The sequence below is a fragment of the Achromobacter sp. Bel genome (genome assembly GCF_012928505.1).
Taxonomy (GTDB): Bacteria; Pseudomonadota; Gammaproteobacteria; order Burkholderiales; family Burkholderiaceae_B; genus Achromobacter.
This window is the reverse complement of record NZ_JABBJN010000058.1, coordinates 1-15,604: the sequence shown is the minus strand read 5'-3', so window position 1 is coordinate 15,604 and position 15,604 is coordinate 1. Positions and strand designations below refer to the sequence as shown.

Below are 15,604 nucleotides of genomic sequence, written 5' to 3'. Positions count from 1 at the left end.
ACTGGCGCCTGCCTTACGTTGTGCACCCGTGGATCGGGCAATCCTGGGGAATTACAGACCGGGCTGATAGACCCACTTGCCGCCTTCGACCTTGACGATGACGCGCGAACGCTCGTCAAAGCCGGCGTGGTCGGTGGGCGACATGTTGAACACCCCTTGCGAGGCAGCCAGATCCTTCACGCCTTCCAGCGCGTCGCGCATGGCGGCGCGGAATTCCGGCGTGCCGGGCTTGGCGCCCGACTTCAGCGCCACGGGCAAGGCCGCCACGACCAGTTGGCCAGCGTCCCACATGTGACCGCCGAACGTGTTGGTCGAGCCGGCGCCATTGGCCTTCTCGTAGGTCTCGACGTAGGCCAGGGCCGACTTCTTGACAGGGTTGGAATCGGGCAACTGGGCCGCGACCAGCAGCGGGCCGGCCGGCAGGAGCATGCCGTCGCAATCCTTGCCGCAGACGCGCAGCACGTCGTTGTTGGCGGCGCCATGGGTCTGATAGATGGTGCCGCCGTAGTTGCGGGCCTTCAGTTCTTTCTGCGGCAGGGCCGACGGGGTGCCGGCGCCGGCGATCAGGATGGCGTCGGGCTTTGCACCGACCAGCTTCAGGACCTGGCCCGTCACGCTGGTGTCGGTGCGGCTGTATTTTTCGATGGCGACGATCTCGATGCCCTTGGCCTTGGCGGCCTTTTGCATCACGTCGAGCCAGCCGTCGCCGTAGGCGTCGGCAAAACCGATGAAGCCCAGCGTCTTCACCTTGGACTTGGCCATGGCATCAGCCAAGGCGCCGGCCATCAGGGCATCGTTCTGCGGGGTCTTGAAAACCCAGCGGCGCTTCTCGTCCACGGGTTCGACGATCTTGGCGCTGGCGGCCACGCTGATCATCGGCACCTTGGCTTCGGCGGCCACGTCCACCATGGCCAGCGAGCCCGGCGTCACGGACGTGCCGATCAGCACGTCGACCTTGTCGTCGGAGGCCAGCTTGCGCGAGTTCTTGACGGCTTGCGTCGTGTCGGTGGCGTCGTCCAGAACGATCCATTCGATCTTCTGGCCGGCCACTTCCTTGGGCAGCAGTGCCACGGTGTTGCGCTCGGGGATGCCCAGCGACGCGGCGGGGCCGGTGCTGGATACCGTCACGCCCACCTTGACCTGTGCGCTTGCCAGGAGCGGCAGAGTCAGGGCGAAAGCGGCAGCCGCCGCGGACAAGCCGAAGTGCTTGCGCATATTTTTGTCTCCTGTGGTGGCTCTTATGTGCCTCGATTGAGGCGAAGCGAGCCTAGTTAAAGTTATACAGAAAAAAATATTATATGGTTAAAACAGTATCAGATGACTTCCCGTAACTACGGTAAATCCCTGATGTGCTACGGAAACCTTGTTTTAGCAAACGCATTCGTTAATGGCGAACTTGTACTAGAAAAACTTTCCGCGCGTCAGTTGGGGGATTCCCTGTGCCGGCCGGTTCACCGCCCCAGCATCGGCCACACGCGTTCAACGCGCGACGCCACCCACGCGGCCACCACGGCCTTGACCAGATCGCCCGGCAGGAACACCACCACCGCCATCGCCGCCTTGGGCAGGCCCATCTTGGTCACCGAGGCCAGCCATGGCACGCCGAAGGCATACACCACGGCGATGCCGCCCACGACGCAAGCGGCCACATAACCCGCCAGCCCCGTCCAGGTCCCCGTGGCGCGGCCCGCCAGGCGGCGTGCCAGCCAGCCCGTCACGAACGCGCCGGCCACCATCCCGACCAGGAATCCGCCGGTGGGGCCGAAGAAGGCGCCCAACCCGCCGCGGCCGCCGGGCAGGACGGGCAGGCCGATGGCCGCCAGCGCCAGATACAGCAGGCAGGCCAGCGCGCCGCGCACGGGTCCCAGCATCGCGCCGGCCAGCATGGCGCCAAGCGTCTGCAGGGTGATCGGCACCGGAATGCCGGGCAGCGGGATCGGCGGCATCAGGCTTAAGACGACGATCAGCGCCGCGAACAGCGCGATCAGCACGGTGTTATTGGATTTCATGGTTTTTCCCCTCTACGGAATCAAGGCAGTGCGCGCCGCCGTCACGGGCTGCGCGCGTCGATGGCTTCGGCCACTTCCTGGGCGCGTTTCAATGTCAGCACGATCAAGGGCACGATCAAGGCGACGGGGTGGGCACCCAGTCCGCGCGCGGCCTGCGCTTCGCGGATCTCCTGGAAATTGCGCCATATCTCGGGTACGAAGCGCAAGGCCAGCGCCAGCGCCAGGGCAACCTTGCCGGCATCCACCAGGCCAATGCGTTCGAATGGCATCAGCGCGCGTTCGCAGACGGCGATCAGGTCCGATGTACGGGTGGACAGCGTTACCGCCAGCGCCAGCCCCACCATCGCCCCGACGCGCAGCACCACGGCCAGCGCCTCCACCCAGCCCTGGAACCATCCGGTGAACAGCGCCACCGCCAGTAGCACCCAGAGCAGCCCGCGCGTCTGCCGCCAGACGGCCGCGGCAGCCACGCCCGTGGACCCGACCAGCACCACGGCCGCGGCAAACGCCACGGCCAGCCAACGGGGGTCCCGCAGCATGAACAGTCCGGCGCCTGCCGCGATCAGCGCCGCCAGCTTCAGCCAGGCCGGCAGCCGATGCAGCGGCGTCTGGCCGGGGACGTAAAGAGGCTCCATCATGCGCAGTGCTCCCGATACCAGCGCAAGGCGGCCGCCGGCGTGTCGTCGGCGGCGATGCCGCCATCGCGCACAACCAGCACGCGGTCGAACGTTTCCAGCAATTCCAGGTCATGGCTGACGACAATGGCGTCATGGGACAGCGCGGCGATGGCGTCGCGCACCCGGTTGCGGTTGCGCAGGTCCAACTGGGTAGTGGGCTCGTCGAAGACGATCAGCGCCGGTTCCATCACAAGCACCGCCGCCAGGGCCACCAGCTGGCGCTCGCCTCCCGACAGCGTATGGCTCGTGCGGTCGGCCAGATGGCCCACGCCCAGCGCGCCTAATTGCGATTCGATGCGGCTCTCGCGCAGCGCCTTGTCGGGCTCCAGGCGCTTCAGCCCGAACGCCAGGTCTTCCCGCACAATGGGAAAGACGATCTGGTTTTCGGGGTTCTGGAACACGAAGCCGACCCGCTGACGCACCGCCTTCAGATCTTTCCGGGTATCCAGCCCGTCCACCCGGACGCAGCCCGCGGACGGCAGCACCAATCCGTTGACCAGGCGCGCCAGCGTGCTCTTGCCCGCCCCGTTAGGGCCGACGATGCCGATGCGGCGTTCGGCCAGCGTGACGCTCACCCCGCGCAATACTTCCGCCTGGGGCGTCGACACTACCGCCTGGTCAAACTCGATTAACATGGGGCGGGATTATGCCCGAACCATTTCGGGCATCGGGACTCCAAGAGCTCATATGGAAAAAGTACGCAAATCCGACGCCGAATGGCGCGCCCAGCTTTCCCCCGAAGAATACGTGGTCACCCGCGAAAAGGGTACCGAACGCGCATTCACCGGGCGTTACTGGAATACCACCACGCCCGGCATCTACCGCTGCGTGGGCTGTGGCACCGCCCTCTTCGCATCCGACACCAAATTCGACGCCGGCTGTGGCTGGCCCAGCTACTTCCAGCCGCTGGACCCGGAACTGGTCCGCGAAGAGCGCGACACCACCCACGGGATGGTGCGCACCGAAGTGCAGTGCAACGTCTGCGATTCGCACCTGGGACACGTCTTTCCCGACGGCCCCGAGCCCACCGGCCTGCGCTATTGCATCAACTCCCTGTCGATGACGTTTGAACCCATAGAAGACTGAATGAAGAAGTTTCTGTTCGACCTGTTCCCGCTGTTCCTGTTCTTCATCGCCTACCGGTACACGGATATCTTCATCGCCACGGGCGTCGCGATGGCGGCGGCCGTGCTGCAGATCATCTGGCTGAAAGCCACAGGCCGCGCCACCGAGGCCATGCACTGGATCAACCTGACGGTCATCCTGGTCTTCGGCGGCGCCACGATCTGGCTGCACAGCGACGTCTTCATCAAATGGAAGCCCACGGTGCTGTATTGGCTGTTCGGCGGCGCCCTGCTGTTCGCCCGCCTGCTGTTTGGCCGCAACCTGATCCGCCGCCTGATGGAAAAGCAGATCCAGTTGCCCGACGCCGCCTGGGACAGGCTGAATCTCGTCTGGGCCGGGTTCTTCCTCATCGCCGGCGCGCTGAACCTGTACGTGGCGTTCTCCGGCCATTTCACCGAATCGCAATGGGTCAGCTTCAAGGCCTTCGGCCTGATGGGCCTGATGGTCGTGTTCGTGATCGGCCAGTCCGTGTGGCTGGGCAAACACATCCAGACCGACGAAAACGCCAGCTCTGGTCCCCCGCCGGGCAAGCCCTAATCCGCCAGACGGCCCCACCCTCGGCGTGGCCGCCCCCCCGGGCGGCGCGCCGGAACTTCCCCCTTGCCGCCATGTCAGACACCACCGACCGCATCGCCCTGATCCGGGAGCGCCTAGCCGCCCTGGAACCCCTCACTTTGGACATTCTGGACGACTCGCATTTGCATGCCGGTCACGAAGGCAGTAAAAACGGCGCCGGCCACTATCGCGTGCACATCGTTGCGTCTTGCTTTGCAGGGCTCTCCGCCGTAGCGCGACATAGGCTGGTGTATCATCATTTGCAAGATTTGATCCCCTATCCGATTCATGCGCTTGCGCTAGATGCCCAGGCTCCCAAATAGAAAGTCAAAGGATATTCATGAAACGCATCGTCATGCTGGCTGCGGCCTGCGTCATCGCCGTGCCTGCTTTCGCGCAAAACGTGGCAACCGTCAACGGTAAGGCCATTCCGCAGAAGAACCTGGATCAATTCGTCAAGCTGCTGGTCAGCCAGGGCGCGACCGATTCGCCGCAGTTGCGCGAACAGGTCAAGCAGGAAATGATCAACCGCCAGATCTTCGTGCAAGCCGCCGAATCCAGCGGCATCGCCAAGCAAGCCGACGTCCAGACCGAAGTCGAACTGGCCCGCCAAGGCATCCTGGTCCGCGCCTTGATGGCCGACTACCTGGCCAAGAATCCGGTGTCGGACGCCAAGGTCACGGCGGAATACGACAAGATCAAGAAAGAACAAGCCGGCAAGATGGAATACAAGGTCCGTCACATCCTCGTCGAAGACGAGAAGACGGCCAATGACCTGCTGGCCCAGATCAAGAGCAACAAGAACAAGTTCGACGATCTGGCCAAGAAGAACTCGAAGGACCCCGGCAGCGCCGAAAAGGGTGGCGACCTGGGTTGGGCTCCCCCGACCAACTACGTCCAGCCGTTCGCGCAAGCCGTGACCCAGCTGAAGAAGGGCCAGCTGGTCGACAAGCCGGTGCAGACCCAGTTCGGCTGGCACATCATCATGGTTGACGACACCCGCCCGGTGGAATTCCCGCCGCTGGATCAAGTGCGTCCGCAACTGGAAGAAATGCTGCGCCAGCAAACCCTGGCCGACTACCAGAAGCAACTGCGCGACAAGGCCAAGATCCAGTAAGCCTCTCGCCAGACAAGAAGACTGCCCGCCGATGCGGGCAGTTTTTTTTGCCTTGCGGCCACCTCAAGGCAAAAAAAAGCTGCGCGCCCAAGGCGTGCAGCTTTTTCGTTTGGCAGGCAAGCCCGACCTGGGCCCTAGGACATGCCCAGCAAGGCCTTCAGCGCGTCTTCGTCCAACACGGTCACGCCCAGTTCCTGCGCCTTGGTCAGCTTGCTGCCGGCCTCTTCACCGGCCACCAGGTACGCGGTCTTCTTGGATACCGAGCCGCTGACCTTGCCGCCCGCGGCCTGAATGTGCATCGAGGCCTCTTCACGCGTCCAATTGGGCAGCGTGCCCGTCAGCACAAAGGTCTTGCCAGCCAACGTCGTGCCCTGCGGCACGGCTTCGGCCACCGGGCTCACACCTTGCGCCTTCAGTTGTTCGATCACGTCGCGGTTGTGCTGCTCGGCAAAGAAGCGGCGGATGGACGCCGCCACCACCGGGCCCACGTCCGGCACCGAAGACAGGGCCTCTTCGTCTGCGTCCATGATCGCGTCGATGCTGCCGAAATGCCGCGCCACGTCGCGCGCGGTCGTTTCGCCCACGTGGCGGATGCCCAACGCGAACAGCAAACGGCCCAAGCCCGGCTCGCGGGCCTTTTCAATGGCGGCCACCAGGTTGTCGGCGGACTTCTGGCCCATGCGGTCCAGGCCCACCAGTTCCAGCGGGCGCAGGCTGTACAGGTCGGCCAGCGTCTTGACACGGCCGCTGTCGACCAACTGGTCCACGAGCTTTTCGCCCAGGCCCTCGATATCCAGCGCCTTGCGGCTGGCCGCATGCCACAGGGTCTGCTTGCGCTGCGCCCCGCAGAACAGGCCGCCGGTACAGCGCGCGATGGTCTCGTCTTCCAGCCTTTCGATGGCCGATCCGCAGACCGGGCAGGCCGTCGGCATGACGAATTCCCGAGCGTCGTCCGGCCGCTTTTCAAGCACCGGCCCCAGCACTTCGGGAATCACGTCGCCCGCGCGGCGCACAATGACCGTGTCGCCGATTCGCACGTCCTTGCGGCGGATCTCGTCTTCGTTGTGCAGCGTGGCGTTCGTGACGGTGACGCCGCCCACGAACACGGGCTTCAGACGCGCCACCGGGGTAATGGCACCGGTGCGGCCTACCTGCACCTCGATATCCAGCAGGGTCGTCGTGGCCTCTTCGGCGGCGAACTTGTGCGCCAGCGCGAAACGCGGCGCACGCGCCACGAAGCCCAGCACCTTCTGGGCCGGCAGCGAATCCACCTTGTAGACCACGCCATCGATGTCGTAAGGCAGGGTCGCGCGCATCGCGCCCACCTTGGCGTAGAAGGCCATCAGGCCTTCGGCGCCCGCGGCCCGATGGTTATGCATCAGATTGACCGGCAGGCCCAGCGCGTGCAGCCAGGCCAGCATCGCGCCGTGCGATTTTTCTGGCAGCAGCGACGCTTGCCCGGCGCCAGCCGAGGCCTCGTCGAACAGGCCACTCTGCGCGCCGGGCAGGCCTTGGACCTCGCCCCAGCCGTAGGCAAAAAAACGCAGCGGCCGCTTGGCCGTGATGCGCGGATCCAACTGGCGCAGGCTGCCGGCGGCGGCATTGCGCGGATTGACGAACACTTTCTCGTCGCGCTTGGCCTGGGCCACATTCAGTTTTTCGAAGTCGGCGCGGTTCATCAGCACCTCGCCGCGCACTTCCAGCACCTTCGGGGCGCCTTCCTTCAACTGCAGCGGAATCGCCTTGATCGTGCGGATGTTGGACGTGACGTCCTCGCCCGTCTGGCCGTCGCCACGCGTGGCGGCCTGCACCAGGCGGCCGTCTTCGTAGCGCAGGCTGATCGCCAGGCCGTCCAGCTTCAGCTCACAGAAATAATCGGCTTGCTGCGCCGGGCCCAGCAGCCCCGCGCCCCGCAACGTGTCCGTCACGCGGCGATCGAAGGCCGCGACCTCTTCCTCGTCGAACGCATTATTCAGCGACAGCATGGGCACCGCGTGGCGCACGCTGCCGAACGCCGAAACCGGCGCGGCGCCCACGCGCTGCGTGGGCGATTCGGGCGTGACAAGCTCGGGGTGCTCGGCCTCCAGGGCTTCAAGCTGGCGCATCAACCCGTCGTACTCGGCGTCCGAGACGGTGGGTTCGTCGTAGACGTAATAGCGGACGTTGTGCTGTTCAAGCTCTGCGCGCAAGCGCGCCGCGGCCTCGGCCGCGTTTTCCCCACCGGACGCGCTGCTCATTTACGCAAACACCCGTTGAGCGCGCTCGCTTCCTGCAGGCAGGCCCGCTTGTTCGAGCTGTTCGAACAGCACTTGCAGCCGTTCGTCGATGACCGTCTCAGACCCGTCGGCCAACGGTTTGCCCTGGTCGTCGACCAGTTCAGCGCGCAAGCGCGCGGCCAGGTCGCGGCCCACATCCACCATGCGGCCGAAGGCGCGGCTGTCCGCCGGCGCGCAGGGCACGTCCAGCAGCAGATACAAGCGTTCGATTCCACCCATGCCGGCGTCGAAGGCGGCGCCGTCCGCACGCGACAGGGTGAAACGGGTCACGCCGTTCTCGGCAGGCCAGGCCAGGCGGTTGCCGTCCGCCACGAAACCCGTATCGCGGGCAACGGACAGGACTTCGGCGGCCGGTTGGGCGGCGCCCAACATCAGGGTCAGACCGACCTGGGTGTCCAGGGCGGCGCAGGTATCGTCCAGGCGGGCGCCCTGCTCCAGCACGGCTTGCTGGTCCGGGCCTTCGATTGTGGCGTCAAAGCGTTCGGCCATGTCCTGGGCCCGGGCCCAGGCCTGCGACCATTCGATGGCGGTCAGCGGACCGCTGCGATTGGCCAGCAGCACCGCCAATTGCATCGAGGCGTAGTTTTCGCCGGCATGCACCCGCGCGCGATGGCGGCGCTGGTCGGTTTCGGCGAACACGCGCATGGGCTTGCGGCCCACATGGCGCAGGCTTTGCATGTACGGCAGCAGGTCCGCGCCGCGAACCGGTTCGGCGAAGTTGATCTCGATGACCACTTCGCAGGCGGGATCGGGTTCCTCGGCGTCGTCGGCATCGCTGCCCGGGTCCACCGGCGCAGGCTGGCCTTCCTTGCGCGGCGCGTCGCCGCCCATGCCAGGCTCGCGGCGTGACGCCGCCCCGGAAGCCGTGGTCGCGGCGCCGGCCGCAGCCGCGCCGCCCAGCAGGGGATCCTGCTCGGAGGTGGGGAAATGGCTCTGCATCTTGCGCCGAACGCGCCGATCCTGCCACCAGTTGAACCCCAGCACCAGCAGTATCAGCAAGACGCCCAGGGCAATCAGCCCGATCTGCAAATCACTCATGTGTAAATCCCGCGCCAACAGGGCGGCGCCTTTCTAAATATTGGGTTTATGCCGCTTCGGAGGCCATCATTTGCACGGCCGAATCTATATCTACCGCAACGATACGCGAAACCCCTTGCTCTTGCATGGTTACCCCGATCAGTTGCTTGGCCATCTGCATGGCAATCTTGTTGTGCGAGATGAACAGGAACTGGGTTTGCTCGCTCATGCTGGCGACGAGATTCGCGTAGCGTTCCGTGTTGGCGTCATCCAGCGGCGCGTCCACCTCGTCCAGCAGGCAGAACGGCGCAGGGTTCAGCTTGAACAGCGCAAACACCAGCGCGGTCGCGGTCAAGGCTTTTTCGCCGCCCGACAGCAGGTGAATGGTGCTGTTGCGCTTGCCCGGAGGCTGCGCCATCACCTGCACGCCCGCGTCCAGAATTTCCTCGCCGGTCATGCTGAGCTTGGCCTCGCCCCCGCCGAACAGTTTGGGGAAGAGTTCGCCGAAGTGGCCATTCACGACGTTGAACGTCTCTTGCAGCAGCTCGCGGGTTTCGCGGTCGATCTTGCGGATGGCGTCTTCCAGCGTCTCGATGGCGGTCATCAAGTCCTGGTGTTGCGAATCGAGGAAGCCCTTGCGCTCACGCGACGTGTTCAGTTCGTCCAGCGCAGCCAGGTTGACCGAGCCCAGCGACTCGATCTGGCGCGAAATGCGCCCCACTTCCTGCTGCAGCCAGCTGGCGCGGCGCCATTCGTCCGGCGCGTTGGCCAAATCCTGGGCCAGCGCTTCGCGGTCGACTTCGCGGGCGTTCAGCTGTTCGGTGAACTGTTCTTCGGCCAGCCGGGCGGCCTGTTCCTGCAACTGCAATTCCATGATGCGTGCCCGGCGCGGCTCCAGCGTTTGCTCTTGCTGCTGCCGGTCTTCGTCGGCGCCGCGCAGCAACGCGGCCAGGTTTTCCATTTCCTGGCGCGCGCGGGACAGCGCTTCTTCGCGTTCGGCACGTGCTTCCAGGGCATCTTGCAAACCGGCCTGGGACGCGGAGGCGTCCAGTTCGGCCAGATCGCCCATCAGTTGTTCCAGTTCGACCGAACCGCGCTGGCTCTGGTCGGCGGCCAATTGCTGGTTGCGCTGAAGATCGGTGATGCGGACCTGGATGCCGCGCTCGGCGAATTCGGCTTCCTGGGCGGCGCGTTCCAGTTCGCGCAGGCGCGTGCGGGCCGCCTCGGCCTGGGCGGCCAGCGTTTCGCCGTCGATCTCGGCGTCGGCGAAACGGGATTGGTGTTCGGCCAGCTCTTCGTCCAGGGTCTCGAAGCGTGCCTCGGCCTCTTCGCGGGTGGCCAGCAGGTCTTCTTCCTGGACCTTGATTTCTTCCAGGTCCTGCCGCAGGCGCGACGCGCGTTCGCCGGATTGCTCGGCCTGCTGCTGCAGCCGCGAGTGTTCCAACTGGATGTCGTGCACCCGGCGCGTGACCTCGGCCACGCGCGTGCGCGCCGGGGCGATGGCCTGGGACACCTGCTGCCAGGCCGCTTCGGCGCGGGCGACCGCGGCGCGCGCCTGGTCGGCGATCAACTGCTGGGCCTTGATCTCGCGCTGCAGGTTTTCGATTTCCTGCTGGCGGGCCAGGAGGCCGGCTTGTTCGGAGTCCGGGGCGTAGAAGCGCACGCTGTGCGCGTCGACCAGATGGCCGGCCTTGACCACGCAGGCGCCACCGGCGGGCAAGGACGCGCGCATGCCCAGGGCTTGCGTCACGTCGGTGGCGGTGTAAACCCCGGCCAGCCACTCGTTCAAGAGCGTGCGCAGGTCGGGATCGGTGATGCGCAGCAGGCTGGCCAGCGGCGTCAGGCCGGCAGGCGCGGCCGGTGCGGGCGCGGCGGCAGGCAACTGATAGAACGCCAGGCGGGCGGGCGGCGCGTCTTCGGCAAAGGCGCGGGCCCAGTCCAGGTTGCGCACTTCCATCGACGCCATGCGTTCGCGCAGCGCCGCTTCCAGGGCGGTTTCCCAGCCCGGTTCCACGTGCAGCTTCTGCCACAGGCGCGACAGGCCGGCGAGTTCGTGCTTGGCCAGCCAGGGCTCAAGCGCGCCCTGCTTCTGCACGTCTTCCTGCAATTTCACCAGCGCCGACAGGCGGGCCTCCAGGCGCGCAAGGTTCTGCGCATCGGTCTGGGCGGCCGCCTGGGCGCGGCTGCGCTCGGCGTCGGCTTCCGGCACGCGGCCTTCCAGCGTGGCCAATTCTTCCTGGGCTTCTTCCAGCTGGTCTTCGCCCGCCAGGCGGTCGCCGGCCAGTTGCTCCAGGCGCACCGGATCCGGGGCGTGCAGTTCACGCAGTTCCTGCTGCAGGCGCTCGCGGCGTTGCTCCAGGACCTGCATCTGGCGATCGGCGTCGCGTTGGGTCTGGGCGACCAGCGCTAGATTCTGTTCGACGCGGGCCAGCGCGGCGCGCATTTCGTCGCGGCCGGATGCGGCCTCGCGCACGCGCTGCTCGACCGAAGGCAAGCCCGCCTGGGCGTCTTCAGCCGTGGCGCGCGCCTCTTCGGTGCGGGCGGCGGCGGTCGCCAGGTCGTCTTCGGCCTGGGCAATCTGTTCGGTGCAATGTTCGCGCTGGCTGGTCCATTCCGCGATCTGCTGCTGCAACTGGTCGCGGCGCGATTGCAGGCGGTTGCGGGAATCCACCACGTGGCGGATCTCGGCTTCCAGACGGCTGACCTGGGCATTGGCCTCGTAGAGCCCGCCTTGGGCGGTGTGGACGGCGTCGCTGGCGGCGTAGTGGGCCTGGCGCCGGGACTCCAGCGCCGCTTCACCCGCCCGCAGGCCGGCGATGGCGGCTTCCAGCTCGTTCTGGGCCTGCGCCATTTCCTGGACTTTCTTGGCGCGCTCCTCGCGCGCCCCGGTTTCCTTCAGGAACCACAGCGCGTGCTGCTTCTTTTCGCCGTCGGCCTGCAGCTCACGGTAGCGCGTGGCCACTTCGGCCTGCGCTTCAAGCTTTTCCAGCTGGCTGTTCAGTTCACGCAGGATGTCTTCGACGCGGGTCAGGTTCTCGCGCGTGTCGGACAGGCGGTTTTCGGTCTCGCGGCGGCGTTCCTTGTAGCGCGACACACCGGCCGCTTCTTCCAGGAATACCCGCAGTTCTTCAGGGCGCGCCTCGATCAGGCGGTTGATCATGCCCTGGCCGATGATGGCGTAGCCCCGCGCGCCCAGGCCGGTGCCCAGGAAAATGTCGTGGATGTCGCGGCGGCGGACCTGCTGGTTGTTGACGAAATAGCTGCTGGTGCCGTCCCGGGTCAGGACGCGGCGCACGGCGATTTCGGCGTAGGTGCTCCATTGGCCGGCGGCGCGCCCTTCGCTGTTGTCGAACACCATTTCCACCGACGCCCGGGCGGCCGGCTTGCGGTGGCCCGAGCCGTTGAAGATGACGTCCTGCATGGACTCGCCGCGCAGCTCGGAGGCCTTGGCCTCGCCCAGCACCCAGCGTACTGCGTCAATGATGTTCGATTTTCCGCAGCCGTTGGGACCCACCACGCCGACCAGTTGGCTGGGCACGGGGATCACGGTGGGATCAACGAAGGACTTGAAGCCGGCGAGTTTTAGCTGAGTGAGACGCACAGTACGATGACGACGGGGTGGGTTGAACGAAAGGCGTTAACGGACCTGCCGCACAGATTGCAAACCGGCCCATCAAGGGCCGGCTCACATATGGGTCGTATGATACCGCAGGCAGTCTGTCCCCAAACGTTAGCAACGGTCAACCCGCGGGCAAACGCTCAATAGCGCGCATCCACGCTCCGGCTATACTCCCTGACACTTTTTGGCACGACACATAATTTTCACGCGGACCGGCCAGGCACAGGCCAAAGAACGGGGACATTCTTGAAACGTGGTTTCTATCTAGTCATGGCCGCGCAGGCCTTCTCGTCATTGGCGGACAACGCGCTGTTCATCGCAGCGATCGCCTTGATACAGGAACTGCACGGCCCCGACTGGTTGGCGCCCATGATGAAATGGTCCTTTGCGCTGGCTTACGTGGTGCTGGCGGCCTTTGTCGGCGCCCTGGCGGACTCCTTCCCCAAGGGCCGGGTGATGTTTTCCACCAACGCCCTGAAGGTGGCCGGGTGCCTGCTGATGTTCTCGTACGCCAGCATCGGCGTCGCCCCCGAATATCAGACTTACCTGGTGTGCGCGGCCTACGCCGTCGTGGGCATTGGCGCCGCCGCGTACTCGCCCGCCAAGTACGGCATCGTCACCGAAATGCTGCCGCCCCACATGTTGGTCAAGGGCAACAGCTGGATCGAAGGCCTGACGGTCTTCTCCATCATCCTGGGCACGGTGCTGGGCGGCCTGCTGATCTCGTCCTCGGTCTCCACCGCGCTGCTCAGCCACTCGTTCATCGGCAGCCTGGTGCATACGCCCGCCGAAGCCGCCATCCTCGTGATCGCCTTCGTGTATCTGCTGGCAGCGCTGTGCAACCTGATGATTCCGCACACCCACGTGCGCTATCCGCCGCAGCAAAAGAACCCGGTACGGCTGATCCGCACGTTCTGGGGCTACGTCTGCGTGCTTTGGCGCGACAAGCTGGGCCAGATTTCGCTGGCCGTCACCACGCTGTTCTGGGGCGCCGGCGCGACCCTCCAGCTGATCGTCATCGAATGGGGCCGCAGCCACCTGGGCTATCAACTGGACAAGGCCTCGATGCTGATGGGCGTGGCCGCGCTGGGCACGGTGGTGGGCTCGATCCTGGCGGGCCGCATCCCGCTGCGCCGCGCGCTGGCCGTGCTGCCGGTCGGCGCCGCCATGGGGCTGGTCGTGCTGCTGATGCCGCTGGTCTACTCGCCCTGGAGCGTGTACCTGCTGCTGTTGATCACGGGCGGCCTGGCCGGCTTCTTCGTGGTGCCCATGAATGCCCTGCTGCAACACCGCGGCCACGTGCTGCTGTCGGCCGGCCATTCCATCGCCGTGCAGAACTTCAACGAACAGCTCAACATCCTGCTGATGGTGGCGATGTACACCCTGCTGCTGTGGCTGCAACTGCCGATCAACATCATCATCGTCATCTTCGGCACCGTCGTCGCCGTGCTGATGGTCGTGTTCATGCGCTGGAGCAAGCGCAACATGCAGGCCAACCCCGACCTGCACGACCAGATCGGCCAGGAAGGCCACGGCCGCGCGCTGGATTCCACACACTAGCCGATCGCCCCCAAGCGATTGATCCTACAAAGAAAAACCGGGCGCATGCCCGGTTTTTTGCTTTTTGCGTGCACCGCCCGCCGACGGCGGTCAAATCCCGCGGGAGGCCAGCTTCAGGTCTTGCCAGGCCCGCGCCTTCTCGGAGGGGCTGCGCAGCAGATAGGCCGGGTGGTAGCTGACGATGACCGGGATCTCGGCGCCCTCGTCAGTCTTCAGCGAATGCAGGCGCCCGCGCAGGCTGCCGATCGTGGCGTCCGTGCCCAGCAGCGTCTGCGCCGCGAAACGGCCCAGCACCAGGATGCGCTCGGGCTTGAGCAAGGCGATCTGCCGCATCAGATACGGGCTGCAGGCCGCGATCTCTTCGGGCTTGGGGTTGCGGTTGCCCGGCGGGCGGCACTTGATCACGTTCGTGATGAACACGTCGGTTTCGCGGCTCATGCCCACCGCGGCCAACATCGCGTCCAGCAACTGGCCGGACCGGCCCACGAAGGGGTGGCCCTGCCGGTCCTCTTGCTCGCCCGGGGCTTCGCCCACGACCAGCCAGCGGGTCGGGGTAGCGCCCTGGCCGAACACGGCGTGGCGCCGCCCTTCGCACAAGCCGCAGGCGGTGCAGGCAACGACCTGTTCGCGCAATTCGTCCAGGTTGGCGTTCTTGACGGCCTCGGCCACCGGAAGGCGCGGCGCTTCGACGACTTCGTCCTCGGCCGCCTTGGGCACCGGACGCGGTGGCGGGCCGGTGCGGTTCAGGATGGACGCCGGAATGCCCGGGCGCCCGTTCGCGCGCGTGGACGGAGCGACAGTCTTGGCCACGGGCTCGGCCACCGGCGCGGCACTGTCGACCGCAGCCGGCGCGGCGGGCGGCGGCGCAATGTCTTTCGCGACGATGGCCGGCACCGGATCAAGGGCCGAAACCGGTTGGGAAACAAGGACTTGCGGCACGATGACGGGCCGCGCCGCGGCGGGTGCCGGACGCATCCACAGGCGTTCCATGCCGATCTCCCGCAGCCAGATGCGCTGCAGGGGATTGACGCGGGGAGCGGCCGGCTTGGCGGCGGCGGTCGGCAAGCTCATGCCGCTTCCTCCGCCACGGCCGCAAACCGCTTCTGCATGACGAGCGCGTCTTCACGCGCCCCTTTGGCGGCCGGGTAATACCCGCGGCGCACGCCGATCTGCAGGTAGCCATGCTGTTGATAGAAGCTGACGGCGGACGCGTTGGACGGGCGCACTTCAAGCAGCACGCCTTCCAGCCCGCGCTGGCGCGCCTGCTGCTCGCACCAGTCGAGAAGCACGCCGCCCAGGCCCTGGCGATGCAGGGGCTTGGCCACGGCGATCACCAGCAGGTGGGCCACATCGGGCGCGAACATCAGAATGCAGAAGCCCGCCACCTTGCCCTCGCGGCGCAGCACCCAGGCGCCGTAGCCGGCAGCCAGCGCATCCGCGAAATTTCCCCGGGTCCAGGGAAAGGCCTGCACATGGGCCTCCAGCGTCACGACCTCGTCCAGATCGGCATCGGTGAGCGGCTGCGGGATCAGGGGCGCCTGGGGCGCCAGCGACGGCTGCGCCTTGGGATTGCCGCCTTCGCCGCGCAGGCGCTCGGCGGTGGTGAAGGCCACCTTGTCTCGCACGTACAGCGGCGCGGCCTGTTCGGG

14 protein-coding genes are annotated in these 15,604 nt (G+C 66.1%); 5 read left to right on the top strand and 9 right to left on the bottom strand.

Annotation, left to right across the window (positions count from 1 at the left end; all coding sequences use genetic code 11):
• Positions 1-51: 51 nt before the first annotated feature.
• The 4 genes from HG262_RS25810 to HG262_RS25795 all read right to left on the bottom strand — a co-directional run bounded on the left by HG262_RS25810 (position 52) and on the right by HG262_RS25795 (position 3,321).
• A complete protein-coding gene (locus tag HG262_RS25810; protein WP_169273726.1) occupies positions 52-1,215 on the bottom strand; it encodes an ABC transporter substrate-binding protein in 1,164 nt (387 codons plus the stop codon).
• A 236-nt stretch (positions 1,216-1,451) separates the two neighbouring features.
• Entirely contained in the window at positions 1,452-2,009 is a 558-nt protein-coding gene (locus HG262_RS25805) for a biotin transporter BioY (protein WP_169273725.1), read from the bottom strand.
• 41 nt (positions 2,010-2,050) lie between these two features.
• Positions 2,051-2,647 (bottom strand): energy-coupling factor transporter transmembrane component T, encoded by a 597-nt coding sequence (locus tag HG262_RS25800; protein ID WP_169273724.1) that lies wholly within the window; start codon positions 2,645-2,647, stop codon positions 2,051-2,053.
• On the bottom strand, positions 2,644-3,321 hold the full coding sequence (locus HG262_RS25795; protein WP_169273723.1) for an ABC transporter ATP-binding protein: 678 nt from the start codon (positions 3,319-3,321) through the stop codon (positions 2,644-2,646). The genes HG262_RS25800 and HG262_RS25795 overlap by 4 nt, the downstream gene beginning before the upstream one ends.
• A 52-nt stretch (positions 3,322-3,373) precedes the next feature.
• Here HG262_RS25795 and msrB point away from each other — a divergent pair, with 52 nt between their 5' ends.
• The 4 genes from msrB (at position 3,374) to HG262_RS25775 (ending at position 5,483) form a co-directional block, all read left to right on the top strand.
• A complete protein-coding gene (msrB, locus tag HG262_RS25790; protein WP_169273722.1) occupies positions 3,374-3,772 on the top strand; it encodes a peptide-methionine (R)-S-oxide reductase MsrB in 399 nt (132 codons plus the stop codon).
• Positions 3,773-4,348 (top strand): septation protein A, encoded by a 576-nt coding sequence (locus HG262_RS25785; RefSeq protein WP_169273721.1) that lies wholly within the window; start codon positions 3,773-3,775, stop codon positions 4,346-4,348.
• A gap of 71 nt (positions 4,349-4,419) precedes the next feature.
• Complete coding sequence (locus HG262_RS25780) at positions 4,420-4,689, top strand: BolA family protein (RefSeq protein WP_006223779.1); 270 nt, start codon at positions 4,420-4,422, stop codon at positions 4,687-4,689.
• A gap of 17 nt (positions 4,690-4,706) precedes the next feature.
• The gene (locus HG262_RS25775) at positions 4,707-5,483 is read left to right on the top strand and encodes a peptidylprolyl isomerase (RefSeq protein ID WP_169273720.1); all 777 of its coding nucleotides are present in this window, start codon (positions 4,707-4,709) and stop codon (positions 5,481-5,483) included.
• Positions 5,484-5,617: 134 nt separating this feature from the next.
• Here HG262_RS25775 and ligA read toward each other — a convergent pair whose 3' ends face one another.
• From ligA to smc, 3 genes are read right to left on the bottom strand one after another with little or no spacing between them, the layout of a single operon-like run.
• A complete protein-coding gene (ligA, locus tag HG262_RS25770; protein ID WP_169273719.1) occupies positions 5,618-7,720 on the bottom strand; it encodes an NAD-dependent DNA ligase LigA in 2,103 nt (700 codons plus the stop codon).
• The gene (locus HG262_RS25765; protein ID WP_169273718.1) at positions 7,721-8,797 is read right to left on the bottom strand and encodes a cell division protein ZipA C-terminal FtsZ-binding domain-containing protein; all 1,077 of its coding nucleotides are present in this window, start codon (positions 8,795-8,797) and stop codon (positions 7,721-7,723) included.
• A gap of 46 nt (positions 8,798-8,843) precedes the next feature.
• Positions 8,844-12,377, bottom strand: a complete 3,534-nt coding sequence (smc, locus tag HG262_RS25760; protein ID WP_169273717.1) for a chromosome segregation protein SMC — start codon at positions 12,375-12,377, stop codon at positions 8,844-8,846.
• Between the two features lie 264 nt (positions 12,378-12,641).
• Between smc and lplT the strand changes: the two genes are divergently transcribed.
• Positions 12,642-13,955 carry a lysophospholipid transporter LplT gene (lplT, locus tag HG262_RS25755; protein WP_169273716.1) on the top strand — a complete coding sequence of 438 codons (1,314 nt, stop codon included), beginning with the start codon at positions 12,642-12,644 and terminating at the stop codon, positions 13,953-13,955.
• 90 nt (positions 13,956-14,045) lie between these two features.
• Here lplT and HG262_RS25750 read toward each other — a convergent pair whose 3' ends face one another.
• Positions 14,046-15,026, bottom strand: coding sequence for a uracil-DNA glycosylase (locus HG262_RS25750; protein ID WP_169273715.1), 981 nt, complete (start codon positions 15,024-15,026; stop codon positions 14,046-14,048).
• Positions 15,023-15,604, bottom strand: a 582-nt coding sequence (rimI, locus tag HG262_RS25745; protein ID WP_248293502.1) for a ribosomal protein S18-alanine N-acetyltransferase, incomplete at its 5' end; no start/stop codon positions are given. The genes rimI and HG262_RS25750, both read right to left, overlap by 4 nt.

Bases quoted from the DNA above. Each gene is read 5' to 3' on its own strand.
- HG262_RS25810 (WP_169273726.1), bottom strand. From the start codon at position 1,215: ATGCGCAAGCACTTCGGCTTGTCCGCGGCGGCTGCCGCTTTCGCCCTG.
- HG262_RS25805 (WP_169273725.1), bottom strand. From the start codon at position 2,009: ATGAAATCCAATAACACCGTGCTGATCGCGCTGTTCGCGGCGCTGATC.
- HG262_RS25800 (WP_169273724.1), bottom strand. From the start codon at position 2,647: ATGATGGAGCCTCTTTACGTCCCCGGCCAGACGCCGCTGCATCGGCTG.
- HG262_RS25795 (WP_169273723.1), bottom strand. From the start codon at position 3,321: ATGTTAATCGAGTTTGACCAGGCGGTAGTGTCGACGCCCCAGGCGGAA.
- msrB (WP_169273722.1), top strand. From the start codon at position 3,374: ATGGAAAAAGTACGCAAATCCGACGCCGAATGGCGCGCCCAGCTTTCC.
- HG262_RS25785 (WP_169273721.1), top strand. From the start codon at position 3,773: ATGAAGAAGTTTCTGTTCGACCTGTTCCCGCTGTTCCTGTTCTTCATC.
- HG262_RS25780 (WP_006223779.1), top strand. From the start codon at position 4,420: ATGTCAGACACCACCGACCGCATCGCCCTGATCCGGGAGCGCCTAGCC.
- HG262_RS25775 (WP_169273720.1), top strand. From the start codon at position 4,707: ATGAAACGCATCGTCATGCTGGCTGCGGCCTGCGTCATCGCCGTGCCT.
- ligA (WP_169273719.1), bottom strand. From the start codon at position 7,720: ATGAGCAGCGCGTCCGGTGGGGAAAACGCGGCCGAGGCCGCGGCGCGC.
- HG262_RS25765 (WP_169273718.1), bottom strand. From the start codon at position 8,797: ATGAGTGATTTGCAGATCGGGCTGATTGCCCTGGGCGTCTTGCTGATA.
- HG262_RS25750 (WP_169273715.1), bottom strand. From the start codon at position 15,026: ATGAGCTTGCCGACCGCCGCCGCCAAGCCGGCCGCTCCCCGCGTCAAT.